A 23,252-nucleotide genomic window follows, 5' to 3' on the forward strand; every position below is an offset into this window, starting at 1 on the left:
ACCCAAGTCTGGTGGGGATAAGCGCTGAAAGCATCTAAGCGCGAAGCCCTCCTCAAGATAAGGTTTCCCACCCGGCGCTCACCGGGTGCCGGGGTAAGACCCCTGGAAGACTACCAGGTAGATAGGCCGGGCGTGTAAGCCGGGTAACCGGTTGAGCGGACCGGTACTAATAGGTCGAGGCCTTGACCTCATATACCTGCGGATTCTCACTGTGAAGTTTTGAGGGAATATACAGGTTTTCCGGTGGCTATACCGGAGGGGAAACACCCGTTCCCATCCCGAACACGGAAGTTAAGCCCTCCAGGGCCGATGGTACTTGGGGGCCTACCCCCGGGAGAGTAGGTCGCTGCCGGAAAAATTATTAAAGCCTCTGGATTGATTCCAGGGGCTTTTAATTTTTTTCACTATCTTTACCAAAAAATTTTTAATAAAAAACCGGAAGGAAAAAGCCTGAACATAGAGAATTGTATAAATGACTAAATGTATATACATATAGAGAAATTAAGAATCTCATTTCACTGGGGGTATTGGAAATGGTGCCGTAATAAAGAATTTCATTAGGTCCCTGAAAAAATTATAAAAAAATTGCCAGGAGGGAAATTTGATGACCCGGGAAGATAAGGGTAAACAGATGTTTGAATTATGGCTTTCGGGCAACGGTGTGGAATTTGTCAACCAGGATGCAGAAGAGTCATACCGGAAAAAAGTAACCCGCATTATGGATGCCATTCAGCTGGAAAAAGTTCCTGACCGGGTGCCGGTGTGCCCGATGACAGGATTCTTCCCCGCTTATTATGCCGGGATAACCGTTCAAGATGCTATGTACGATTACGATAAAGCAGCTTCAGCCTGGAAAAAATATGTTTTTGATTTTGAGCCTGATGCCTACCTGGGACTATTTCTGGCTCCTCCAGGGAAGTTTTTTGATCTCCTCGATTACAGGCTGTACCAGTGGCCGGGTCATGGAGTCCAGCCGGACCGGTCCTATCAATGCCTGGAAGCCGAGTATATGAAAGCGGATGAGTATGATCACCTGATCCAGGATCCCACCGATTTCTGGATGCGAGTATATTTGCCGCGGGTTTTTGGAGCCCTCAAGCCCTTTGAAAAACTGGCTCCCCTTACTGATGTGATGGAGATAGTGATGACCTGTGGCAGCTTTATTCCTTTTGGATTTCCTGATGTGCAGGCTGCGCTTAAATCGGTTATGGAAGCAGCTAATGAGGCAGTTCGCTGGGCTGGAGTGCTGCAGGATGTGGACCGGGAGGTTCAGGGAAGAGGCTTTCCCGCCTTTTTCGGAGGTGTGAGCAAGGCTCCCTTTGATATTATTGGCGATACCCTCAGAGGTACCCATGGGATCATGCTGGATATGTACAGGCAGCCCGATAAGCTGCTCCAGGCTATGGAAGTATTAACGCCGCTTGCTATTAGAATGGGAGTTTCCGGGGCCAGGGCGGCAGGCAATCCCCTGGTATTTATGCCCTTGCACAAAGGTGCAGATGGCTTCCTGTCCGATGAACAGTTTAAAACATTCTACTGGGCAAGCCTGAAGAAGGTTATTTTGGGCTTGATAGAGGAAGGAATGGTGCCTTTCCTGTTTGCCGAGGGTGGCTATAATACGCGCCTGGAGGTCATCCGTGACCTGCCCAGAGGGAAAACGGTCTGGCTTTTTGATAATACTGATATGGCCAGGGCCAAAGAGATTCTTGGGGATACAGCCTGTATTGCCGGCAACGTACCTATTAGCTTGCTAACCCTTGGAACGGCACAGGAAGTGAAGGATTATTGCAAGCATCTCATCCAGGTTGCAGGAAAAGATGGTGGGTTTATCCTCTGCAATGGGGCTGTAATTGACGACATACCCCCGGAAAACCTCCATGCTTTAATCCAATCGGCAAAAGAATATGGTATCTATGCGTAAATAACAGGCTATGAGTTGTTTCATTTCTGATAAACGATATTGAAATGGGAGGAAGAGTTATGGAAAAAGAAAAAATGACCGAACTGGCCAGAGCATTGATGGATTTAGACGAGCAGAAAGTTTATCAACTGGTAGAAGAAAAGGCCAAAAATGGTGTTTCCCCGCTGGAGATACTCGCTGAATGCAATGAGGGGATGTCCGGTGTAGGTGATTTGTTTTCATCAGGCCAGTACTTTTTAAGCCAGATGCTCTTTGCTGCGGAAATATTTAAGAATGTAATGAACCGGCTGGAGGACGTTATGCCCAGGGAAGATTCAACGACTTCCAGGGGCAAGGTGGTTATAGGCACGGTTAAAGGCGATATTCACGACATAGGCAAAAACATTGTGGTAAACCTCCTGCGCGGCTCCGGTTTTGAGGTTATCGACCTTGGCGTGGACGTGCCGGCTGAAAAATTTGTCGCTACGCTCAAAGAAACCGGGGCAAAGGTGCTTGGATTGAGCGCCCTGCTAAACTTCACCTATCCTGAAATGAAAACGGTGGTTGAAGAGGTTACCAAAGCGGGACTGAGGGACCGGGTTACCATCATCATCGGGGGAGCCCCGTGCAACGAGCAGGTCCGGCAGTTTACGGGGGCCGATTATTATGCGGAGGATGCCGTGGCAGGCGTTAATATCTGTAAAAAAGTTTATTCCTGAGCAGAACAATTAACCCTGGCCGGAATTCAAATTCCGGCCAGGGTTAAAAAACGGGAGGCAGCTATGTTAATTATTGGTGAGAGGATCAATTCGACGCGTAAAAGCATCGATAGGGCGGTTCGGACCAGGGACGTGGAATTTATCCACCAGGAGGCAACAAACCAGGTAAATGCCGGGGCGCATATGCTTGATGTTAACTGCGGTACCCTGGAGGCGCAGGAAGAACCGGCCGCCATGGAATGGCTTGTGCAGACCGTTCAGGCCGCTGTTGATGTTCCCTTATGCATTGATAGCCCCAATTATAAAGCCCTGGCTGCGGGACTGGCCGTTCACCGGGGTAAAGCCATGATCAATTCTATCAGTGGTGAAACAGAAAGGTACAAAAATGTTTTACCGCTGGTGAAGGAATACGGTGCGGCGGTGGTGGCCCTGTGCACGGACGATAGGGGAATTCCGGCAAGTCTGGATCAGGCCCTGGAGGTTGGGTTGAAACTGGTTGGCAATCTTCTGGAAGCCGGCGTACCGGTCGATGACATTTATTTTGACCCGCTGGTACGTTCCGTGGCCACCAACCCGGAAACAGTGCTGGTAACCCTGCGCCTCATGGAAGAGATGTCCGCCAGGTTCCCCGGGCTGCACTTTGTTTCCGGCTTGAGCAATGTTTCCTTCGGGCTGCCGGAGCGGCGGCACCTGAACCGGGCCTATGCGGTCATGAGCATGGCCAGCGGACTGGATGCCGTTATAGCCGATCCCCTGGACAGGACCTTGATGGCCCTGATCTACGCTACGGAAGCGCTGCTGAATAAGGACCGGTTTTGCATGCAGTACATCCGCTGTTATCAGGAGGGCAAATTGAAAGGATAACCCGCCACCTCTATCTAACTGTTTTTCAGGTGAAGAAAATTGAGCGGCCTGGACATGTATGGTTTAAACCATTATTATAAGTTGAATGTGGAATTTGCCGAAAAAGACATTTCCAACGTCAGATGGGATACCCTTTTCAAGACTTCCACCTCTTCCTCCCGCGCTTTGATGAAAGAGATGCTGCGTGAAGCGCAGTTGCTGGCGCGGGCGGAAGCTGTCTGCAGGGTTTTGCCTGTGTTGGGGGTTTCCGGGAATAAAATTGTCCTGGAAGAAGGCCGGGCGTTGACAAGCAGTCTGCTTGTCCGCCTGGCCGGTAACGCCCGGAGCATGCTCTTGATTATCTGTACACTGGGTCATACAATTGATAAAAGGGTGGAGGAGTATAACCGCAGGGGATTGGCGGCTCGAGCCTACTTTCTGGATGTGGCCGGTACATGTATTATTGAAGCGGCCGCCCGGAGGCTGGTGGAAGAGATCAAAGGCCAGCTCAGGGCCCGTGGCCTGGAAGCCACCATTCCCCTGGGTCCCGGCCATTCCTACTGGGAAAACCTCAAGGACCAGCGGGTTATTTACGAGCTGGTGAACCCTTCAACCATCGGCGTGAGCATTCTGGAAAGCGGGATTATGTTACCCAGGAAGTCCCTGAGCATGGCGCTGGGAATTGGCCGCGGGTTGCCACCCAGTGCGGAAAACCACTGTTATTACTGCAGCATCCGGCAGAAGTGCCCCCTGAGTCGGGCCAGGGATTTGCCGTAAAAGTCCATATCAGGCAGGTAAAAAGGGGGGGTGGGGTCTGGCGGGGGATAAAATTAACAGGAATTCCTTTGTGCCTCCTTATTTTCAACTGGCTCAAATTCTGGAACAAAAAATACTTTCAGGAGAATTAAGGCCGGGGGATTCCCTGCCGTCTGAAAACCAGCTGGGCAGGGAGTATAATTTAAGCCGCATGACCGTTCGCAAGTGCCTCAGCATACTGGCCGAAAGGGGCCTTATTTCTGCTCACCCGGGGAGGGGAACCTTTGTTTCCCGCCCGGCCCTGGACCGGGCTGTTTTTACCATTGAAGAATTTCATAAAGAAATGTCCCGACGGGGTTTGAATCCTGAAGCCAGGTTACTGGCCGTTAAGGTACTCAAGGCTCCAGCGGAAATCGGTGAAAAACTGGGCCTGGAAGAAGGCGGGAGGGTTCTGTACTTTTGCCGGCTTCTCCTGGCCGGTGATACACCAATGGCCCTGGAACGCAAGTACATGCGTTTTAAAAAGGGGAGTCCCATCCTGGAAAACGAGCTGCAGTATAAAGCTTTTTCAGAAGTAATTTCCATGCACAGCGATGTCCTGCCGGTGCGCAGCCGCATGATCCTGCGGCCGGTTCTGGTTGGGGAAGAGGACGGCCCTCTGCTCCAGGTACCGGCAGGTTCACCGGCACTGTGCCTGGAGCAGTACCTTTACGCCGCTGACGAGACGGTTGCCGGTTGGGGATTTTTTGTTTTCCGTGGTGATCGCTTTAGCCTGGTTTCGGAAATTCGCCCGTTGAAGGAGGTTGAGTAAGTTGACGTCCCTGGCCCGGGCAATAAGTGACCTTAATGAGGGTCTGGTAATGGACCTGGTAAAACATCGCCTGGAGATGGGCGCTACACCCCTGGATATAGTGGAAGAATGCCGGACCGGGATGATTGAGGTGGGAGAGCGTTATTCCAGGGGGGAGTATTTCCTGGGCGACCTTGTGCTTTCCGCAGAAATTTTTCAGGAAGTAATGCAGGTACTTGCTCCTGCCCTCGATAAAAAGACAGCCCAAAAACCCCTGGGCAGGATTGTTTTTGGAACTGTCGAAGGTGATATCCATGATATTGGCAAAAACATCACCATTTCCCTGCTGCGCTGTCACGGGTTTGAGGTCCAGGACCTGGGTGTTAACGTGCCGCCGGATAAGTTCGTTCACAGCCTGAACGAGACGGGGGCCAGTATCCTCTGCCTGTCCATCCTGCTTTCTTCCTGTTTTGAAGCTCTCCGGCGCACCGTAAGCCTGGTTCGTCTTTTTGATCGTGAGAAGAAAATCAAGATCCTTATTGGTGGCCTGGTAAATGAAAAAGTGCGGGAATATTCTGGAGCGGATGGTTGGGTAACCGACGCCCGCAGGGGTGTAACCATCTGCCAGAAGTGGATAGGAGTGTTATAAGTTGGGTGTGCATATTGAATTTGAACCCCTGGGCCTGAGGATAGAAGCAGAGAGCGGTCAAACTATTTATCAGGTTGCCCGGAACATTTTTTCCCATGAACGGGGCGGGATCAGCGCCCCCTGTGGTGGTAAGGGACTCTGCGGGCGTTGCAGGGTGCGCCTGGTGGAGGGGGAACTTTCCCCTCCCAATGACACTGAGTTAAAATTGCTTGGCGAAAAGGAGCTCAGCGAAGGTTATCGCCTGGCCTGCCAGGCGATAATAACCGGTCCGGCAAAGATTGAAATTCCGCCGGAAATCCTGGCCGGTCGCCAGAAGCTGCAGCTGGAAGGTACGGTGGTTTCCGTTCTTCCCGAACCGCCGGTCAGCCGGTATAACGTTCCCCTCGAGCCCACTTCCCTTGATTACCCGCATTCGACCTGGCAGCAGGTTGAGCTGTTTCTGGCCCGGAATCATGGATTAACGGACCTGCGCGTGGATCCCGGGCTGATCGGCCGGGTGGAGCCGCTGGCAGGGGAAGGTACAGTAACGGTTACCGTCAGGGGCTCTGAGATAATCAATGCCATTTTTAACGGGAGGGCCAGGAAGCCGCTGGGACTGGCGGTGGATCTGGGAAGTACCAAGGTTGCCGGTTATCTGGTCGACCTGGAAACAGGAGCAACCCTGGCAACGGGAGGAATCCTGAATCCCCAAATTGCCTACGGGGAAGATGTAATCAGCCGGCTGGCTTATGCCCTGGAAGGGGAGGAACAGTACGACCGCATTGCGGAGGTGTTGAGGGATGGGCTTGGCCGGCTGCTGCACGACCTCTGTGATGCGGCGGGCGTGGTTCCCCAGGACGTAGAAGAGGCAGTAATTGCTGGCAATACGGCCATGCACCATTTGTTATTAAAATTGCCGCTCGGCCAGCTGGCCAGGTCCCCCTACGTGCCCGCACTAACCCTGCCGGTGGAAGTTAAAGCTCGGGATCTGGGACTGCAGATGGCTTTTGGGGCCGTCGCCTACCTGGTGCCGGCCGTTGCCGGGTTTGTTGGAGGGGACCATGTGGCCATGATCCTGAGCAGCGGTATTCATGAGTCACAGGGGGTAACCCTGGGCCTGGACATCGGTACCAACACCGAGATCGTACTGGCCCGGGACAAAGAGATGCTTTCCTGTTCCTGCGCTTCCGGCCCGGCTTTTGAAGGGGCGCATATTTATCAGGGAATGAGAGCGGTTGATGGCGCCATAAGCAGGGTGGAGGTGGCAGACGGTGGAAGGGAGTTGTTTTATGAAACCATTGGCGGCAGGCCCGCGGCGGGCATCTGCGGTTCAGGTGTCCTGGATGCCGTGGCAGGGTTGTACCGGGCGGGGGTAATAAATTATAACGGCCGTCTGGACGCCAGTCATCCCCGGGTCAGGTTCAATGAAGGGCGAAAAGTGGCGGAATATGTGCTGGTCCCGGCAGAAAAGAGCGGGTCGGACCGGGACGTGGTTATAAACCAGAAAGACATTAGCGAAATCCAGCTGGCCAAAGCGGCCATTGCGGCGGGGACAAAAGTTTTGCTGGCGAAAACCGGGCTGACGGAAAGGGATATTGATAAAGTAATTGTGGCCGGCGCATTTGGTACCCACCTGCGGCTGGAAAGTGCCATTGCCATCGGTATGCTGCCCCCTCTGCCGCTGGAGCGCTTTCAGCAGGTGGGCAACGCTGCGGGCGACGGCGCCAGGATGATCCTTTTATCTAAAACGGCACGAAAAAGGGCAGAAGAAATTGCCCGCAGGATCGGGTACCTGGAACTGGCGGCCTTGCCGGAATTCAGCAACACCTTTTTGCAAGAACTCAGGTTTCCGGAGATCACTTAACAACTTTCCACCAGCCGGTATATCCTTTTCAACCTCTCCAGGCTTTGCAGATCATACAGGCCACATGCTGAAGCCAGAATGAGCCGGCAGCCTTGCTTCAGGTCACTGATATATTCAACTATTTCACTGTCTTTGCTGTTGTTGGGGTCGGGTTCCATTAGCCAGGCTGCCTTTATTCCGGAAAGAATGAAAGCATCTCCCGGCAGGCGGCGGCATATTTTGCCCAGGTCCATGGCCTCGGGTTCCAGGGAAAAGATTGAAAATCCCCCATCAATGAGGTCATCGATGACTGATTCAATGTTGCCATCGGAATGGAATCCCACCGGTTTGTGGTCACGGATATAATTTCTCAGCTCCCGGTACAGGGGAAGAAGCAGGCTCCTGAAATTTTCAGGAGAAAAATACAGGCCCCTGTTATAGGCTATATCATCGCATAAAATTAAAAGGTCGGCTCCGGCATTATCTGCTGCCCTGAGCTCCGCTGCGGCCAGGGCGGCATTTTTTTTCAGCAGTTCGACCAGGCGGCCGGGACGGTGAAACCATTTGATGACCTCCATAAAACCATAATCCCTGACTAACCGCTCAAAGGGCCCGTCCACGGTAACGCCGCAGATTAACCCGCTGGCACGGGCCTTTTCAATGAGCAGGCTCATTTCCCCGGAACCGACAGGGATATCTTGTAATGGGCTACTATAGCTGAAAAAGCACATATCCGCATCCAGGATCTTGTTCAAAGTGATCAGGGATTCCTGTTTTATCTCCAGTGCCAGCCCTTTAAATATTTCCCCGGAGATCCAGAGTTCCCCCCGGGGAATTCTGTTTTTAACCCTTTGAAAAACCTCCATTTTTCTATTCCTCCCGCAGAAAAGGCATGGGCAGTGGTATTGAGTTTGACCCCTCACCTCTGGATTCCTGCAGCAGGTTTTTAATTTTTCTTTACCAGTGGTATGAGGATTGCGTGTAACGATCTCGCTGAAATTATAAAAATGGTTGATATCGTGAGATTAATGAAGATTATGCAACTTTATTGAGATAGGAGAATTAAGCCTTAATTTACAGGCCAAACTCCTGCGTGTCCTGCAGGAAAAAGTGATCATGCCGGTGGGCGGGCAAACCGTTATTCCCGTGGATGTGAGGGTAATCAGCGCTACCAATCAGGATCTGGTGGCCGCGATAAATGAGGGGCGCTTTCGAGCGGACCTTTACTTCAGGCTCAATGTCTTGAACCTGCACATTCCACCCCTCCGGGAAAGGCTGGAAGATGTGCCGGAGCTGTTCAGGTATTTCCTTGAGCGCCTGGCCGGCCCGGATAGTATGAAATCCTTTAATATTACCGGTGATATGCTGGAGGCCTTGAAAGATTACCTGTGGCCGGGTAACGTCAGGGAACTGGAAGGGTTTGTGGAAAGATATGTGGCCCTTGGTGAAGAGAATATAGATACACACGCCACATTTTACAGGTTGTTATATAAGTTGACCAGTGCCGGGAACATTGCCTTTATGAAAGATAACAGCAATCAGCTGACCATAGAGCTGGGCAGTTTACCTTATATGGAGAAACAGATCATTTCCCAGGCCATAAAGTTGATCCGGGGGAACAGGAGTGAAATGGCGAAAATATTGGGAATCAGCCGCACCACTTTGTGGAAAAAACTAAAGGAGCTGAATATTGAGCTGCCCAAATAATGAACAAATGTTGAAATCGTGCCTGCCCGGCCACTCTACCCCTTGTCTTGACAGGGAAAGTCAGTTAAAATAATGGAGTAAACTTGATAGTGTCGATTGGGGGAAGCTGACGTGGCGGAAAAGGGAACCTGGACCGTGAAAAAAGGTCTGGCGGAAATGCTCAAGGGCGGCGTAATTATGGACGTGACCACGCCGGAACAGGCCAGGATTGCCGAGGAAGCCGGCGCCTGTGCCGTGATGGCCCTGGAGAGGGTACCTGCCGATATCCGGGCGGCCGGTGGTGTGGCCCGCATGGCTGATCCGGAGGTTATACTACGGATTATGGATGCCGTTACCATTCCGGTCATGGCCAAGGTGCGTATTGGCCACTTTGTAGAGGCTCAAATTTTAGAAGAACTGGGCGTGGATTATATAGACGAGAGTGAAGTGCTCACCCCGGCGGATGAGCACCATCATATTGACAAGCACAAGTTTAAAGTACCCTTTGTCTGTGGTGCCCGCAACCTGGGGGAAGCACTGCGGCGTATAGCCGAGGGCGCTGCCATGATCCGGACCAAGGGTGAACCGGGTACGGGAAATGTGGTGGAAGCCGTACGTCATATGCGCATGATGATGGCCGAAATCCGGCGGGTGCAAAATATGCCCCGGGAGGAACTGATGGCCCTGGCCAAGGAGATGGGGGCTCCCTATGAACTGTTGCTGCAGGTGGCCGAGCAGGGTCGCCTGCCGGTGGTCAATTTTGCTGCCGGTGGCATTGCCACCCCGGCCGATGCAGCACTGATGATGCAGCTGGGTGCCGATGGCATTTTTGTGGGTTCGGGAATATTCAAATCCAAGAACCCGGCGGCCCGGGCGCGGGCCATTGTAGCTGCCACCACCCATTATAACGATCCGAAGGTGCTGGCCGAGGTATCCAGGAACCTGGGCGAGGCCATGCCCGGGCTGGAAATTGCTACCATTGCACCCGAGCAGAGGATGCAGGAACGCGGCTGGTAATTAAGCAACAGGGAAGGAAGTATAGCAAGCATGTTAATTGGAGTGCTGGCCCTGCAGGGGGCTTTCCGGGAGCATCAGGAAATGCTGGCCTCTTTAGGGGTGGAGTCCCGCCAGGTGCGCAAGCCGGAGCAACTGGAGGGAATAGATGGCCTGATCATCCCGGGTGGTGAGAGCACCACCATGGGTAAATTACTTCAGGATTACGACCTGTTTGAACCAATCCGGCAGATGGCACTGCAGGGGATGCCGGTATTTGGCACCTGTGCCGGGCTTATTTTGCTGGCCCGTGAAATTACCGGTTCCAGCCAGCCCCGGCTGGGCCTGATGGATATAACGGTGGCAAGAAATGCCTTTGGGCGGCAGGTGGAGAGCTTTGAGGTGGACCTGAGCGTGCCCGTTCTGGGAGAGGAGCCTCTGCGGGCGGTTTTTATACGCGCTCCCTATATTGTCAGTACAGGTCCGGAAGTGGAAGTGCTGGCCAGGTACGGGGATAAAATTGTGCTGGCCCGGCAGGGCCGTTTTATAGGCTGTGCCTTTCACCCCGAGCTTACTGCCGATACCCGCCTGCACCGCCTGTTCCTTGAGCAATGTGGTTTAAAAAAGGTTGATTAAAGTGTTGCCAAAAGTCCCGGCTTGTAGTATTATGTAATTCAGGTTCAAAATATAGCAAACCCGATGCAGGGGTAGAGTAGCCAGAAGGGCCTTTTCAGAGAGCCGGTGGTTGCTGTGAACCGGTAAGGTGTCTGGTGAAAGAGCTCCCCGAAGGGGACCTGCTGAAAACAGAAGTAGGCAGGTACGGGTTGGTCCCGTTATCACGTTTGAGGGGGCAGGTAAGTGGGTTAATCTTGCCTGTCAAGTAGGGTGGCACCGCGGGAGTATCCTCTCGTCCCTGTTGGTCTCGGCCAGCATGGGATGGGAGGTTTAATTTTTTATGGTACTAAATTAATAACTGGGGGAGAGGATTCATGCAGGAAAAACAATATTTAATGATTCCGGGTCCAACACCAGTACCTCCGCAGGTAACGGCGGCCATGTCCCGTCCCATGATCGGCCACCGCAGTGAGGACTTTGCCGCGCTGCATCGCCGCATCCAGGAAAAAATCCGCCAGGTATTTCAAACTTCCCAGGAAGTTTTTATCCTGACCAATTCCGGCACCGGCGGCCTGGAAACAGCCGTGGCCAACGTAATTTCCCCGGGGGACCGGGTGCTGGCTTTAATTACCGGTAATTTTGGGGAGAGGTTTGCCAATATCGCCAGGGCTTACGGGGCTGAAGTGGATGAGGTAAACTTCGGCTGGGGAAATCCCGTGGACCTGGCGGTGGTCAAAGAAAAATTGGCTCAAAACCCCGGCTATAAGGCCGTCCTGGCAACCCAGAATGAAACTTCTACCGGGGTGCTCAATGATATTGCCGGTATCGGTGCCCTGGTGGCCGGGACCCCGGCGCTGTTGCTGGTGGATGGGGTCAGCGGCGTGGGCGGCATTGAAATTAAAATGGACGAGTGGCACGTGGACATTCTGATTACCGCGTCCCAGAAAGCCATGATGCTGCCGCCCGGCCTGGCCATGATCGGGGTGAGCCCGAAGGCGTGGGCGGTAATTGAGGAGAATCGCTCGCCGCGTTTTTACTTCAGCCTCCCGGCGGCAAAAAAGGCTCTGGCCAAGTGGAATACGGCATACACGCCCAATGTGGCCCTCTTCTTCGGCCTGGACGCGGCCCTGGATATGATGCTGGACGAGGGTCTGGAAAATGTTTACCGCCGTCATATTCTACTGGCCAGGGCAACCCGGGCGGCAATCAAGGCCCTGGGTCTTTCTCTGCTGGCTGCCGACCATTGCGCATCGCCCACGGTAACTGCTGTCTACAGCCCGGAGGGAATTGCTGCCGATGACTTGCGCAAGGTCTTAAAACAGGAGTTTGGCATCACCTTTGCCGGTGGGCAGGGGATACTGAAAGGAAAAATATTCCGTATTGCTCATATGGGTTATGCCGGCAAGATGGACGTGCTCGTGGCCATTAGCGGGCTGGAAATGGCCCTGGCCCGCCTGGGCTACCCGGTGGAACTGGGCAGGGGAGTACGTGCGGCGCAGGAAGTCTTCTTGAGGGGGGAGCTGTAATGTATAAGGTACTGGTAATGGACGGCGTGGCGGAGGAAGGCCTGGCCCCGCTGCGCCGGGAAGAAGATATAGAAGTGGTAATTGGCCGGAAAATGAGCGAGGACGAACTGGTGGAAGTAATTCCCGAGTATGATGCCTTAATCGTACGCAGTGCTACCAAAGTTACCCGCCGGGTTATCGAGGCCGCTACAAATCTCCAGGTTATTGGCCGTGCGGGTGTGGGTGTGGATAATATTGATCTGGAAGCTGCTACCACCAGGGGCATCCTGGTGGTCAACGCTCCCGACGGCAATACCATTGCCGCCACGGAGCATACCATTGCCATGATGCTGGCCCTGGCCCGCAATATTCCCCAGGCTGTTTCCAGGTTGAAAGAAGGGGTCTGGGATAAGAAAGCCTTTCTGGGTGTGGAACTGCGGGGTAAAACTCTGGGCATTATCGGCCTGGGCAGGATTGGTTCGGCGGTGGCCAGGAGGGCACAGGCCATGGAAATGACCGTTATAGCTTACGACCCGTACATTACTGAGGAAAAGGCAACCTCTCTGGCTGTGGAGCTCGTATCCCTGGAAGAGCTGTTCCGCCGCTCCGACTTCATAACCGTGCACCTGCCGAAAACCAAAGAGTCTTACCACATGATTGACGAGCGGGCTTTTGCCATGATGAAGGACGGGGTGCGCATTATTAACTGTGCCCGCGGTGGTATTATTGATGAAAATGCCCTCTATCAGGCCATGCAGTCCGGTAAAGTAGCCGGGGCAGCCCTGGACGTTTTTGAGACAGAACCCTGTACGGACAGCCCGCTGTTTGCCCTGCCCAACTTCATCGCTACTCCTCACCTGGGTGCATCTACCAGGGAAGCACAGCTGAACGTGGCCCTGGATGTGGCCGAAGAAATTGTGGCGGTGCTGCGGGGGAAACTGGTGAAAAATACGGTCAATATTCCCTCCATTAATCCGCAGGTACTTTCGGCCGTCCGTCCCTACCTGGGGCTGGCGGAAAAGCTGGGTAAGCTGCTGGCCCAGCTGGCCAGCGGGCGCATCCACAAGATCGAGGTCATATACAGCGGGGAACTGGCCAGGCAGGAAGTCAGCCCCATCACCACTGCCGTGGTGAAAGGTCTCCTGGATCCCATCCTGCAACAAACAGTAAACTATGTAAATGCCCCCGTACTGGCCAAGAACCGGGGAATCCAGGTTTTTCAGGCTGTCGACGGGGAGGCGGAGGGTTATGCCAGCCTGATTACGGTCAAGGTTTATTCGGATAAAGGTGAAAAGAGCGTGGCCGGTACGCTCTTTGGCAAGGAAGACCCGCGCATTGTGATGGTGGACGGCTACCGGATTGACGTCGTTCCCAGCGGTCACATTCTTTATGTCCCGCACATTGATAAGCCCCGGATCATTGGCCCCGTGGGACTGCTTATCGGTGAACATAATATTAACATTGCGGCCATGCAGGTGGGGCGTAAACAGATTGGTGGCCGGGCGGTGATGATGCTTTCCGTGGATGCACCGGTGCCGGAAGAAACCCTGGCCGAGATTGCCAGGATCGATGGGGTAATGGATGTCAAGATGGTTCACCTGTAGTCCCGCTACTATAAGGCCCGGCTGGCAGGGGGTGCCGGTAGCGTGAAGGAAACCTTTATTATCCTGGTCAGGCACGGGGCAACGGAATGGAACCGCATTTCCCGGTACCAGGGCCGGCTGGATACCCCTTTGAGCCGGGAAGGCCTGGAACAATCCCGGGCCCTGGCAGAGGCCATGGCGGCGTTACCCCTTAAAGCTGTTTACACCAGTCCCCTTTCCCGGGCCCGGGCCTGCGCCGAAATGGTGGCTGCCCGGCATGGCCTGGAAGTGATTTCATTACCCGGCCTTATAGAAATTTGTCACGGGGAATGGGAAGGGATGCTGCTTTCCGAAGTGGAGGTGCGCTACGCCGGTTTAATCAGGCAGTGGCGCACCTGCCCGTATGCGGTACGGATGCCGGCAGGGGAATCCCTGGCCGAAGTGGAAGAGCGCTCCTGGGCGGCACTGGAGTTTATGGCCGGGAAACATCCGGGGGAAATCACCCTGGCCGTAACCCATGACACACCCATCCGTACGATCTTGCGGCGCATCCTCAACCTGGACCAGGCTTTCTTCTGGCAGATTAAATTGGATAATACGGGTATTAATGTCTTTGGTTACCGCCAGGGTCGATGGCGGGTGATCGCCATTAACGATACCTGCCATCTGGGAGGATGGCTGAAGGCCGGCGAACAACTGGCTTTATAAACCGCCGAAGACCAGAAGGCAAAACTTTAAGGCCCGGCCGGCGAAATACCGGGAGTTGCCCCTGCCGGAGTTATTAAGGCAAAATTAGGGAAATACTATTTCACAGAGATATTTTGGGGGTAAGAGCCGATGCTCGATTTGAAATTTGTGCGGAACAATCCAGAGATTGTCAGTGAAGCCCTGGAAAAGCGCGGTTCCGGTTTGAGCCTGGAACCTTTCCTGGAGTTGGAGCGAAGGCGCCGGGAAAAGCTGGTTGTGGTGGAGCAGTTAAAGAACAAGCGCAATGTAGTCTCCGAGGAAATCGGGCGGCGCAAAAAAGCGGGTGAAGACGCGGAGGAAATGGTGCAGGAAATGCGCCAGGTTTCCGCGCGCATCAAGGAGCTGGATGAAGAAATCCGGGATCTGGAAGAGCAGATTCAGGTTACCCTCCTGAGCATCCCTAACATCCCCCACGAGAGCGTGCCGGTAGGCAGGGATGCCGCCGATAACGTGGAAGTGCGCCGTTGGGGTGAGCCACGCCAGTTTGATTTTACCCCCAGAGCTCACTGGGAACTGGGTGAGGTGCTGGATATTATTGATTTCGAACGGGGTTCTAAAGTGGCCGGAGCCCGCTTTTCCTTTTACAAAGGTGCCGGTGCCCGGCTGGAGCGGGCGGTTATCAACTTCATGCTGGACCTGCACACCCGGGAGCATGGCTATACGGAAATTTTCCCGCCCTTTATCGTAAATGGAGACAGCATGATCGGCACGGGCCAGCTGCCCAAGTTTGCCGAGGACATGTTTAAGCTGGAGGGGAAAAACTTTTACCTGATCCCCACTGCCGAAGTACCGGTAACCAACCTTTACCGGGAGGAAATTTTACCCGGCGACCGCCTGCCCATTTACCACTGCGCCTACAGCGCCTGCTTCCGGGCTGAAGCCGGGGCGGCCGGTCGTGATACCCGGGGATTGATCCGGCAGCACCAGTTTAATAAAGTGGAACTGGTAAAGTTCACCCGGCCGGAAGATTCCTACGAGGAGCTGGAAAAACTTACTCGAGACGCCGAACGGGTATTACAGCTTCTCGAACTGCCGTACCGGGTGGTCTGCCTGTGTACCGGCGATCTGGGGTTTGCCGCAGCCAAAACCTACGATCTGGAGGTATGGCTGCCCAGCTACCAGGAATATAAGGAAATATCTTCCTGCAGCAACTTTGAAGATTTCCAGGCCCGGCGGGCCAATATCCGGTTCAGGGACGGGCGGGGCAAGCCCCGGTTCGTACATACACTGAATGGTTCCGGCCTGGCGGTGGGCCGGACGGTGGCCGCCATCCTGGAAAACTACCAGCAGGCCGACGGCAGTGTGGTCATTCCGGAAGTGCTGGTGCCCTACATGGGCGGGCTCACCAGGATTACACCCCCATAAGTGCGGAAAATAGAGCTGGACGATTCAATTTTAGAGGAAGAAAGCCTTTCCAGGCACGAATTTTCCAGACCGCCCCCCTGAATTGAAATTCGCTGAAATCGTGAGCAAGAAAGACTGATAGTCCAACTTTAGGGGTCAGACCGCAGCTGGATGAGGAGCCCCGGGATAACCCGGGGTATTTTCTTTATGACTCAACAATCGCACTTGACAAATGGGTAAATTTATGCTGCCCGGGTTAACAAAAGTCTTTTCAAAAAATCCGGCAGGGATTCCAGAAAGCTGTCTAAGATTTCTTCCAGCAGGTCATCTGTAAGTATAACTTATCCCGAAGCACCTGTAATTTTACAAGGGCCTGGCCCTAACCCTGGGCGAACAGCCCAAACACAAAAAGGTAAGCCTGTTCCACCAGATCCAGGACACCATCACCAACTTGTATTACGACCGCCATATTACACCGGTTATTGTGCTGGATGAAATTCACCTGGCAGACGGCAAGGTCGCCATCACCAAAGGATTGCCCCGGCTGGTTAACAAGCTGGTGACCAGCTGCCTGATCTGCGCATACGGCAGGAAACAAAAGCAGATTGACGAGGATGTGGTGTACCAGGCAAGCCAGGAGCTGGAAGTTTAGGTGCGGAGGCGGCTCATATGTACAAAAGACTCAGCTTTAATTTGAAGATTTTTCCCGAATCAATTCGAAAATCTACACTGTAATGGTTTCGGCAGGAAAAATGGCGGCGATTGGTGAATAAAGCGAGAAACGGCAGTTACGGCAGTAAGCGCCTTTACGGCTTGAACTTTTAAAAACCGGCTGTTCGATAGAATCCCGGTTTATCTGGCGGGAGGGGATTATGGCGAAAAAGAAAAGCGCGGCGAAAAACGGCAACGGCGACCTCGAATTCGCCGACCGGCTCTGGTCGGCGGCCAACCGGTTGCGGGGCACGGTGGGGGCAGCCGAATACAAGCACATCGTCCTCTTTCTGAAATACCTCTCGGATGCTTTTGAAAACCGGCACCGGTTCCTGACGCGCGCCGTTACCGACCCGGCTAATACGGAATACTTCGTCAAAGAGGCGCCCGCGGAATACATCGCTTCCGTCGCCGAGGACAAGGACGAGTACCTCGCCGCCAACGTCTTCTGGATCCCACCCCAGGCCCGCTGGTCCTACCTGCTGGCAAACGCGCACCAGCCGTACCTTGGCCGGCTGATTGACGAGGCGATGGCCGCCATCGAGAAAGAGAACCCGAAGCAGTTGCGCGGCGTGCTCCCGAAGATCTATGCCCGCACCGCCATTCCGGCGCAGACCTTAGGGGAACTGCTGAACCTCTTTTCGGCGGTTGACCTGGTCAACGGCGATGCCGTGGCGCGGGATGTTCTCGGCCGGACCTACGAATACTTCATTAAGATGTTCGCCAAGGCCGAGGGGTGCCGGGGCGGCGAGTTTTACACCCCGCAGTGCGTCGTGCGGTTGCTGGTCGAGATGCTGGAGCCCTACCGGGGGCGGGCCTACGACCCGGCCTGCGGTTCCGGCGGGATGTTCGTACAGAGCCGCAGGTTCGTCGAGGCCCACAACGGCAACCCCAACGACATCTCCATCTACGGGCAGGAGTGTAACGAGGCCACCTAGCGCATTTGCAAGATGAACCTAGCGATCGAAAATATCCTGTTAGGCGATACCTTTACCAACGATCTGCATAAGGACCTGCGCGCCGACTTCATCATCACCAATCCGCCCTTCAATATGAAGGAGTGGGGCGGCGAGCGCCTGCGCGAGGACAAACGGTGGAAGTTCGGCTCGCCGTCACTAGAAAGTATGCGACCTTTTTGGAGGAAAGTTTGAGATGGAAAACGGCCAACTCACCTGGATCACCAATTTCATCTGGGGCATTGCCGACGACGTCTTGCGCGATCTCTACGTGCGCGGCAAATACCGCGATGTCATTCTCCCGATGACCGTGATCCGCCGACTGGATGCGGTGCTGGAACCCACCAAGCAGGCGGTGCTTGACATGAAGGCCTCGCTCGACAAGGCAGGTATTACGAATCAGGATCTCGCCCTCCGCCAGGCCGCCGGACAGGCGTTTTACAACACCTCGAAGTTCACCCTGCGCGATCTCAAGGCTCGCGCCAGCCGCCAGCAATTGGAGGCGGATTTTCGTGCCTACCTGGATGGCTTCTCGCCCAACGTCCAAGAGATCATCGACAACTTCGAGTTCCGCAACCAGATCCCGCGCCTGGCCAAAGCCGACGCCCTGGGCACGCTCATCGAGAAGTTCCTCGACCCGTCCATCAACCTGAGTCCTTACCCTGTGCTCAACAGCGACGGCACCGTCCGGCTGCCCGGCCTCGACAATCACGCCATGGGCACCATCTTCGAGGAGCTGGTGCGCCGCTTCAACGAGGAGAACAACGAGGAGGCCGGTGAGCACTGGACGCCGCGCGATGCGGTCAAACTGATGGCCCGCCTCATCTTCGAACCGATCGCCGACCGGATCGAATCCGGCACGTACCTGCTCTATGACGGCGCCTGCGGCACGGGCGGCATGCTGACGGTGGCCGAAGAAACCTTGCTCGAACTGGCCCGTCAACGCGGCAAACAGGTCTCGGTGCATCTTTTCGGCCAGGAGATCAACGCCGAGACCTACGCCATTTGCAAAGCCGACCTGCTGCTTAAGGGCGAGGGTGACGCCGCCGACAACATCGTCGGCGGGCCCGAGCATTCGACGCTCTCCAACGACGCCTTCCCCGGCCGCACCTTCGACTTCATGCTCTCCAATCCGCCCTACGGGAAGAGTTGGAAGAGCGACCTGGAACGCATGGGCGGCAAGGCTGGCATCAAGGACCCGCGCTTTGTCGTGCAGCACCGGGGCGAGGAGCTGTCGCTCATCACCCGCTCGAGTGACGGCCAGATGCTGTTCCTGGTGAACATGCTCTCCAAGATGAAGCACGACACTCCGCTCGGCAGTCGCATCGCCGAGGTGCACAACGGCTCGTCGCTGTTTACGGGCGACGCTGGTCAGGGCGAGAGCAACATCCGCCGCTGGATCATCGAGAACGACTGGCTCGAGGCCATCGTCGCCCTGCCGCTCAACATGTTCTACAACACCGGCATCGCCACCTATATCTGGGTGCTCACGAACCGCAAGCCCGAGCACCGCAAAGGCCGCGTGCAGCTCATTGACGCCTCGCAGTGGTACAAGCCTCTGCGCAAGAATCTGGGCAAGAAGAACTGCGAGCTGTCCGAAGAGGATATCCGCCGCATCCTCGTCACTTTCCTCCAATTCGAGGAGACCGAGCAGTCCAAGATCTTCCCCAACGCGGCCTTCGGCTACTGGAAGGTGACGGTTGAACGCCCCCTGCGCTTGAAAGGTATCGACCCCGAGCGCGCCTACACCCCCAGGGAGATCAAAGCGCTTCGGGAAACGGCTGAGCGTGCCGACGACGCACCGCCGGTCATCAAAAAAATCCACAAACCCGGCACGGCGCCTGACCCGCTGCGCGGGCTGTTTGAGGTTGTCATCGGTGGCAAGCCGCGTGTGGTGGAGTATGAACCGGACACGGAGTTGCGCGACAGCGAGCAGATCCCGTTCCTTGAGTGCCAGGCCTGCCATCAGCCTGGCTACCTGCCAAGCCCGGAAGACCAGCGCACGGCCATCGAGACTTTCTTGCGCCGCGAAGTCCTGCCCTACGCTCCGGATGCCTGGTACGACCCGGCAAGCGTCAAGGTCGGCTACGAGATCAGCTTCAACCGGTACTTCTACAAGCCAAAGGCCCTGCGTTCACTCGAGGAAATACGGGCAGATTTGCTGGCGGTGGAGAGAGAGGCTGAGGGGTTGTTGGAGGAGATTTTGGGGAGGAACGAACCATGAATAAACCGCTCTGGCCCTATCCCGGTTCGCGGTGGTGGAAGTTCGATTTTCACACCCATACGCCGGCATCAAGAGATACATACTGGGCGAAAAACAACATTGATCTGTCGCCAGAAGAGTGGTTGCTCAAGTACATGGTCGCCGAGATCGATTGCGTGGCCGTGACGGATCATAATAGCGGGGCGTGGATCGACGATCTCAAAAAGGCCTATGCGAATATGAAGGCGCAAGCCGAAGCCGGCAACCCGCCCGAAGGCTTCCGCGAGTTGACAATCTTCCCAGGAGTGGAAATCTCAGTACAGGGCGGCATTCACGTATTGGCGATTTTCGACCCTGACGCCAAGACCGGCGACATCGACACATTGCTTGGCAAAGTGGACTACGATGGTACCAAAGGCGACAGCGACGGCGTTACCAGGAAAGGCATCGCAGCGGTTTTGGAAGCCATTTTAGAAAGTGGAGCTATTCCCATCCCTGCACACGCAGATGCGGACAAGGGTTTGCTGGCTGTTAGACCTGGCACCCAGGAAAGTTGTATTGATGTAAACACCGTCCGCCAGGCGCTGGATGTAGAGGGCGTCCTCGCTGTGGAATGGGTCGATTCGAATAAGGCCTATCCCACTTGCGTAGAAAAACAAGCCAAGAAACTCACGAGTATACTCGGTAGCGACTGCCACACCTTTCATGGCAACGCAGTCCCCGGCAGCCGCTACACCTGGGTCAAGATGGCCAAGCCCACGCTGGAGGGCCTAAGGCTTGCGCTGCTGGATGGGAACGGCGTTTCGATCCGCCGCAGTGACGAGGGCACGTTCGACCCCTTCAAGACGCCCGCGCATTTCATCACTGCTATTGAGATTGGCAGTGCCCGCTATATGGGAAACGGTCAGGCCGAGCGGATCGAGCTCACACCTTTCTACAACGCCCTGATCGGTGGACGTGGAACCGGAAAATCCACCTTCGTTCATGCCTTGCGCCTGGCCTATGGACGCGACGACGAGCTGAACAGCTTGAGCGGCAATGCAGAGCCTTTGCGTCAGTTCGAATCCTTCCGCAAGGTGCCTAAAGCGCGCGATGACGAAGGCGCGCTACGTAAGGAGACCGAGATTTGTGTGGAACTGATGCGCGAAGGGCAACTGTCCAGGCTACGCTGGCAGAACCCCGGATCACCACAAATCATAGTCGAAGAGAAGGACGCGAACGGGACTTGGTGCGAGTCAGGAAGCCAGGCTGTTAATCCCGAGCGCTTCCCAATCCGCCTTTTTTCCCAGGGCCAGATTGCGGCCATGGCGGGTGAAAGCCGTCAAGCGCTCTTGTCCGTGATCGACGAGGCAGCCCAGGTCGGAAAACTCAAACGAGAATTTGAAGAGGAAAAACGCAGCTTTCTCACCCAGCGGGCGCGCCTTCGCGAGCTGGAAGGAAAGCTTGCCGACCGTCACGAGGTAGAACGAAGGTTACATGAGGTGGTTAGGAAACTCGACGCTTTTGCCCAGGCACATCATGCCGAGGTCCTGAAGGCCCATGCGCATGCCCAGAATCAGCGAAGAGAGGTCGAACAACTCCTTGAACAAATGCGCGCGCTGCCTGGGCGAATTGAAGAGGTCGCGCAAGACCTCATCCTTGACGACTGGCCTTCTGGCGTTTTTGATGACGCGAGTGATGCGGACGTCCTGAAGTGGCGCAAGAAGGCAGATGACGCCGTGCGGCAAGCGAGGCAAGCCCTTGAGCAAGCAAGCCGCGCCTTGGCCGAAAGCGCGCGACTGCTCGAACAAGACCCGCTGCTCGCCGCCTGGCGCAAGCGCACCGACAAGGCCCGGGCAGATTTCGACGCCTTGCAGCAAGCCTTGGCCGCGCAAGGCGTGAACGACCCACAAGCCTTCGGACAGCTGGTGCAGGAGCGTCAGTACCTCGAGGCACAGCTCAAGCGCCTCGATCAGATCAAGGCAGAGCGGGACACGCTCGAAGAGGCGATCGCCGCGCAATGGCAAAAAGTCGTGGAAGCGCGCGAGGCCATCACGTCAGCGCGAGCAGAATTCGTCAAGAAAACGCTGGACGGCAATCCCTACGTGCGCATCGAAGTCGTGCCTTTCGGCTTCGACGCGCGTGTAATCGAGCGCAGCCTGCGCGAGCTTCTCGAGGCCACGGATGATCGGTTCGAAAACGACATCTTGGCGATGGACGCGGCGGGCAATCCCACGGGTGGCCTGGCCTTCGAGATCGCCCACGCAGATGACCGCAAGGCAGCTCTGGATAGTTCAAAGAAACAACTGCAGACAATCGCAGATGCATTTGGTGGCCACTTCAAGAACTACCTCAAAAAGAAACTGGAGAGGCCTGAGTTTGCCGACCACATCCAATGCTGGTTCCCCGAAGACGATCTGCGCATCGAGTACAGTCGCAGGGCCGACGGCACCGACTGGGCGACCCTCACCCAGGGATCGCAGGGCCAGCGCTCGGCGGCACTGCTTGCTTTCTTGCTCGCGTTCGGCGAGGAACCTTTGGTTCTGGACCAGCCCGAGGACGATCTGGACAATCATTTGATTTACGACCTCATCGTCCGCCAAATCCGCGAAAACAAGCTGCGCCGGCAACTCGTCATCGTAACTCACAATCCCAATATCGTTGTCAACGGCGACGCTGAGCTGGTGCACGTGCTCGACTTTCGAGGCGGGCAATGCCGTGTGGTCGAGCGCGGTGCACTTCAGGAGAACTCAGTACGCGAAGAGGTCTGCCGCGTGATGGAAGGCGGGCGCGAGGCCTTCGAGCGGCGCTGGAAGCGCCTGGGAAGGAGGGTGTGAAATGTTTTCCAGGCGCGCCGAATTGCTCGAAAAAAATCCGCCTCGGGAAGGAGAACGCGTGATCAGTACCCTCAAACCCTACCCCGCGTACAAAGACTCCGGCGTGGAATGGCTCGGCCAGGTGCCGGAGCATTGGGAGGTGTTGCCCGGGCGTACGGTGTTTCGTGAAATCAATGACCGTGGTCACCCTGACGAACAGATGCTGTCGGTAACCATCACACGCGGCGTACTGCGTCACTATTTAGCCCCCTAAACAAATTGGAAAATCTCTGTGTAGAACCTATAATGATCTTAGGGGGTATGGTCAATGAGACAATACACCGAGGAATTCAAAGAGCAAATCTTGGCCGAATGCCAGGAGGTTGGTAATGTAGCCCTTGTGGCCAGGCGTCACCAAATCTCCGAGAACACTTGTAGATCGTAAAATAGAATTGACCCCCGATCGTCAAATAAAACTGACCCACCTCATGATAAAATCTCCCTCGAGAGGGGGAGGCAAAAGAGGTGGTAAGCATGTACAAATGGCAACGCATCAAAGCACTGCATACCCAGGGGGTCAGCATCAGGAAAATAGCCCGGACACTGGGTATATCCAGGAATACCGTTAAGAAGTA

The 23,252-nt window shown here is 55.1% G+C and carries 20 protein-coding genes, 2 rRNA genes, 2 pseudogenes and 1 other annotated feature; of the genes and pseudogenes, 23 read left to right on the top strand and 1 reads right to left on the bottom strand.

From position 1 onward, the window contains the following. From BR83_RS0112965 to BR83_RS0113010, 9 genes are all read left to right on the top strand, one after another. Nucleotides 1–190 (top strand): 23S ribosomal RNA (locus BR83_RS0112965); the annotation flags it as partial. Between the two features lie 49 nt (nt 191–239). Further along, nucleotides 240–355, top strand: a 5S ribosomal RNA gene (rrf, locus tag BR83_RS0112970). A 249-nt stretch (nt 356–604) separates the two neighbouring features. Beyond that, nucleotides 605–1,921, top strand: coding sequence for a uroporphyrinogen decarboxylase family protein (locus BR83_RS0112980; RefSeq protein ID WP_114679229.1), 1,317 nt, complete (start codon nt 605–607; stop codon nt 1,919–1,921). Between the two features lie 59 nt (nt 1,922–1,980). Further along, nucleotides 1,981–2,619 (top strand): cobalamin B12-binding domain-containing protein, encoded by a 639-nt coding sequence (locus BR83_RS0112985; RefSeq protein WP_242839676.1) that lies wholly within the window; start codon nt 1,981–1,983, stop codon nt 2,617–2,619. A 63-nt stretch (nt 2,620–2,682) separates the two neighbouring features. Then, entirely contained in the window at nt 2,683–3,483 is an 801-nt protein-coding gene (locus tag BR83_RS0112990; protein WP_027357437.1) for a methyltetrahydrofolate cobalamin methyltransferase, read from the top strand. 39 nt (nt 3,484–3,522) lie between these two features. Then, nucleotides 3,523–4,239 (top strand): Vitamin B12 dependent methionine synthase activation subunit, encoded by a 717-nt coding sequence (locus BR83_RS0112995; protein ID WP_242839677.1) that lies wholly within the window; start codon nt 3,523–3,525, stop codon nt 4,237–4,239. A 70-nt stretch (nt 4,240–4,309) separates the two neighbouring features. Continuing rightward, nucleotides 4,310–5,029 carry a GntR family transcriptional regulator gene (locus BR83_RS0113000; RefSeq protein WP_242839678.1) on the top strand — a complete coding sequence of 240 codons (720 nt, stop codon included), beginning with the start codon at nt 4,310–4,312 and terminating at the stop codon, nt 5,027–5,029. Beyond that, nucleotides 5,022–5,657, top strand: coding sequence for a cobalamin B12-binding domain-containing protein (locus BR83_RS0113005; RefSeq protein WP_456072969.1), 636 nt, complete (start codon nt 5,022–5,024; stop codon nt 5,655–5,657). Before BR83_RS0113000 ends, BR83_RS0113005 begins: the two co-directional genes overlap by 8 nt. A 7-nt stretch (nt 5,658–5,664) precedes the next feature. After that, entirely contained in the window at nt 5,665–7,500 is a 1,836-nt protein-coding gene (locus BR83_RS0113010; RefSeq protein ID WP_242839679.1) for an ASKHA domain-containing protein, read from the top strand. Here the strand turns inward: BR83_RS0113010 and BR83_RS0113015 are convergent. Next, nucleotides 7,497–8,345, bottom strand: a complete 849-nt coding sequence (locus tag BR83_RS0113015) for a uroporphyrinogen decarboxylase family protein (protein ID WP_027357442.1) — start codon at nt 8,343–8,345, stop codon at nt 7,497–7,499. The two genes, BR83_RS0113010 and BR83_RS0113015, sit on opposite strands and share 4 nt — an antisense overlap. 232 nt (nt 8,346–8,577) lie before the next feature. On the opposite strand from BR83_RS0113015, the gene BR83_RS15995 reads away from it, so the two are divergent. From BR83_RS15995 to BR83_RS16800, 14 genes and pseudogenes are all read left to right on the top strand, one after another. Next, nucleotides 8,578–9,186 (top strand): AAA-type ATPase lid domain-containing protein, encoded by a 609-nt coding sequence (locus tag BR83_RS15995; RefSeq protein ID WP_407637338.1) that lies wholly within the window; start codon nt 8,578–8,580, stop codon nt 9,184–9,186. Between the two features lie 111 nt (nt 9,187–9,297). Further along, nucleotides 9,298–10,182 carry a pyridoxal 5'-phosphate synthase lyase subunit PdxS gene (gene pdxS, locus BR83_RS0113025; RefSeq protein ID WP_027357443.1) on the top strand — a complete coding sequence of 295 codons (885 nt, stop codon included), beginning with the start codon at nt 9,298–9,300 and terminating at the stop codon, nt 10,180–10,182. 30 nt (nt 10,183–10,212) lie between these two features. Next, nucleotides 10,213–10,794, top strand: coding sequence for a pyridoxal 5'-phosphate synthase glutaminase subunit PdxT (gene pdxT / locus BR83_RS0113030; RefSeq protein WP_027357444.1), 582 nt, complete (start codon nt 10,213–10,215; stop codon nt 10,792–10,794). Between the two features lie 54 nt (nt 10,795–10,848). Further along, nucleotides 10,849–11,076 (top strand) — a binding site (T-box leader). Nucleotides 11,077–11,147: 71 nt separating this feature from the next. Further along, nucleotides 11,148–12,299 (top strand): pyridoxal-phosphate-dependent aminotransferase family protein, encoded by a 1,152-nt coding sequence (locus BR83_RS0113035; RefSeq protein ID WP_027357445.1) that lies wholly within the window; start codon nt 11,148–11,150, stop codon nt 12,297–12,299. Next, nucleotides 12,299–13,882, top strand: coding sequence for a phosphoglycerate dehydrogenase (gene serA / locus BR83_RS0113040; protein ID WP_027357446.1), 1,584 nt, complete (start codon nt 12,299–12,301; stop codon nt 13,880–13,882). Before BR83_RS0113035 ends, serA begins: the two co-directional genes overlap by 1 nt. 42 nt (nt 13,883–13,924) lie before the next feature. Beyond that, a complete protein-coding gene (locus BR83_RS16000) occupies nt 13,925–14,569 on the top strand; it encodes a histidine phosphatase family protein (protein WP_207640204.1) in 645 nt (214 codons plus the stop codon). Nucleotides 14,570–14,698: 129 nt separating this feature from the next. Continuing rightward, the gene (serS, locus tag BR83_RS0113050; protein WP_027357447.1) at nt 14,699–15,973 is read left to right on the top strand and encodes a serine--tRNA ligase; all 1,275 of its coding nucleotides are present in this window, start codon (nt 14,699–14,701) and stop codon (nt 15,971–15,973) included. Nucleotides 15,974–16,403: 430 nt separating this feature from the next. Beyond that, nucleotides 16,404–16,604: a hypothetical protein gene (locus BR83_RS0113055; RefSeq protein WP_027357448.1), complete on the top strand. Its 201-nt coding sequence runs from the start codon at nt 16,404–16,406 to the stop codon at nt 16,602–16,604. 220 nt (nt 16,605–16,824) lie between these two features. Then, a pseudogene (locus tag BR83_RS16005) lies at nt 16,825–17,814 on the top strand (type I restriction-modification system subunit M). 1 nt (nt 17,815) lies between these two features. Beyond that, nucleotides 17,816–19,843 carry a type I restriction-modification system subunit M gene (locus BR83_RS0113065; RefSeq protein WP_027357449.1) on the top strand — a complete coding sequence of 676 codons (2,028 nt, stop codon included), beginning with the start codon at nt 17,816–17,818 and terminating at the stop codon, nt 19,841–19,843. Continuing rightward, nucleotides 19,840–22,638, top strand: a complete 2,799-nt coding sequence (locus tag BR83_RS0113070; RefSeq protein ID WP_027357450.1) for a TrlF family AAA-like ATPase — start codon at nt 19,840–19,842, stop codon at nt 22,636–22,638. The genes BR83_RS0113065 and BR83_RS0113070 overlap by 4 nt, the downstream gene beginning before the upstream one ends. Nucleotide 22,639: 1 nt before the next feature. Further along, on the top strand, nt 22,640–22,891 hold the full coding sequence (locus BR83_RS17435; RefSeq protein ID WP_027357451.1) for a hypothetical protein: 252 nt from the start codon (nt 22,640–22,642) through the stop codon (nt 22,889–22,891). A gap of 54 nt (nt 22,892–22,945) precedes the next feature. After that, nucleotides 22,946–23,059, top strand: a pseudogene (locus BR83_RS16010) (transposase); the annotation flags it as partial. 92 nt (nt 23,060–23,151) lie between these two features. Then, on the top strand, nt 23,152–23,252 hold a 101-nt coding region (locus BR83_RS16800), incomplete at its 3' end, for a helix-turn-helix domain-containing protein (RefSeq protein ID WP_157833023.1).

This window comes from Desulfofundulus thermocisternus DSM 10259 (genome assembly GCF_000686645.1).
In the GTDB taxonomy this organism is placed as follows: domain Bacteria; phylum Bacillota; class Desulfotomaculia; order Desulfotomaculales; family Desulfovirgulaceae; genus Desulfofundulus; species Desulfofundulus australicus.

What these genes read in the sequence shown, in the direction of transcription:
- BR83_RS0112990 (WP_027357437.1), top strand. Translation starts at nt 2,683, where the DNA reads ATGTTAATTATTGGTGAGAGGATCAATTCGACGCGTAAAAGCATCGAT.
- BR83_RS0112980 (WP_114679229.1), top strand. Translation starts at nt 605, where the DNA reads ATGACCCGGGAAGATAAGGGTAAACAGATGTTTGAATTATGGCTTTCG.
- BR83_RS0113070 (WP_027357450.1), top strand. Translation starts at nt 19,840, where the DNA reads ATGAATAAACCGCTCTGGCCCTATCCCGGTTCGCGGTGGTGGAAGTTC.
- pdxT (WP_027357444.1), top strand. Translation starts at nt 10,213, where the DNA reads ATGTTAATTGGAGTGCTGGCCCTGCAGGGGGCTTTCCGGGAGCATCAG.
- BR83_RS0112985 (WP_242839676.1), top strand. Translation starts at nt 1,981, where the DNA reads ATGGAAAAAGAAAAAATGACCGAACTGGCCAGAGCATTGATGGATTTA.
- BR83_RS0113065 (WP_027357449.1), top strand. Translation starts at nt 17,816, where the DNA reads ATGGAAAACGGCCAACTCACCTGGATCACCAATTTCATCTGGGGCATT.
- serS (WP_027357447.1), top strand. Translation starts at nt 14,699, where the DNA reads ATGCTCGATTTGAAATTTGTGCGGAACAATCCAGAGATTGTCAGTGAA.
- BR83_RS17435 (WP_027357451.1), top strand. Translation starts at nt 22,640, where the DNA reads ATGTTTTCCAGGCGCGCCGAATTGCTCGAAAAAAATCCGCCTCGGGAA.
- BR83_RS0113015 (WP_027357442.1), bottom strand. Translation starts at nt 8,345, where the DNA reads ATGGAGGTTTTTCAAAGGGTTAAAAACAGAATTCCCCGGGGGGAACTC.
- BR83_RS0113035 (WP_027357445.1), top strand. Translation starts at nt 11,148, where the DNA reads ATGCAGGAAAAACAATATTTAATGATTCCGGGTCCAACACCAGTACCT.
- serA (WP_027357446.1), top strand. Translation starts at nt 12,299, where the DNA reads ATGTATAAGGTACTGGTAATGGACGGCGTGGCGGAGGAAGGCCTGGCC.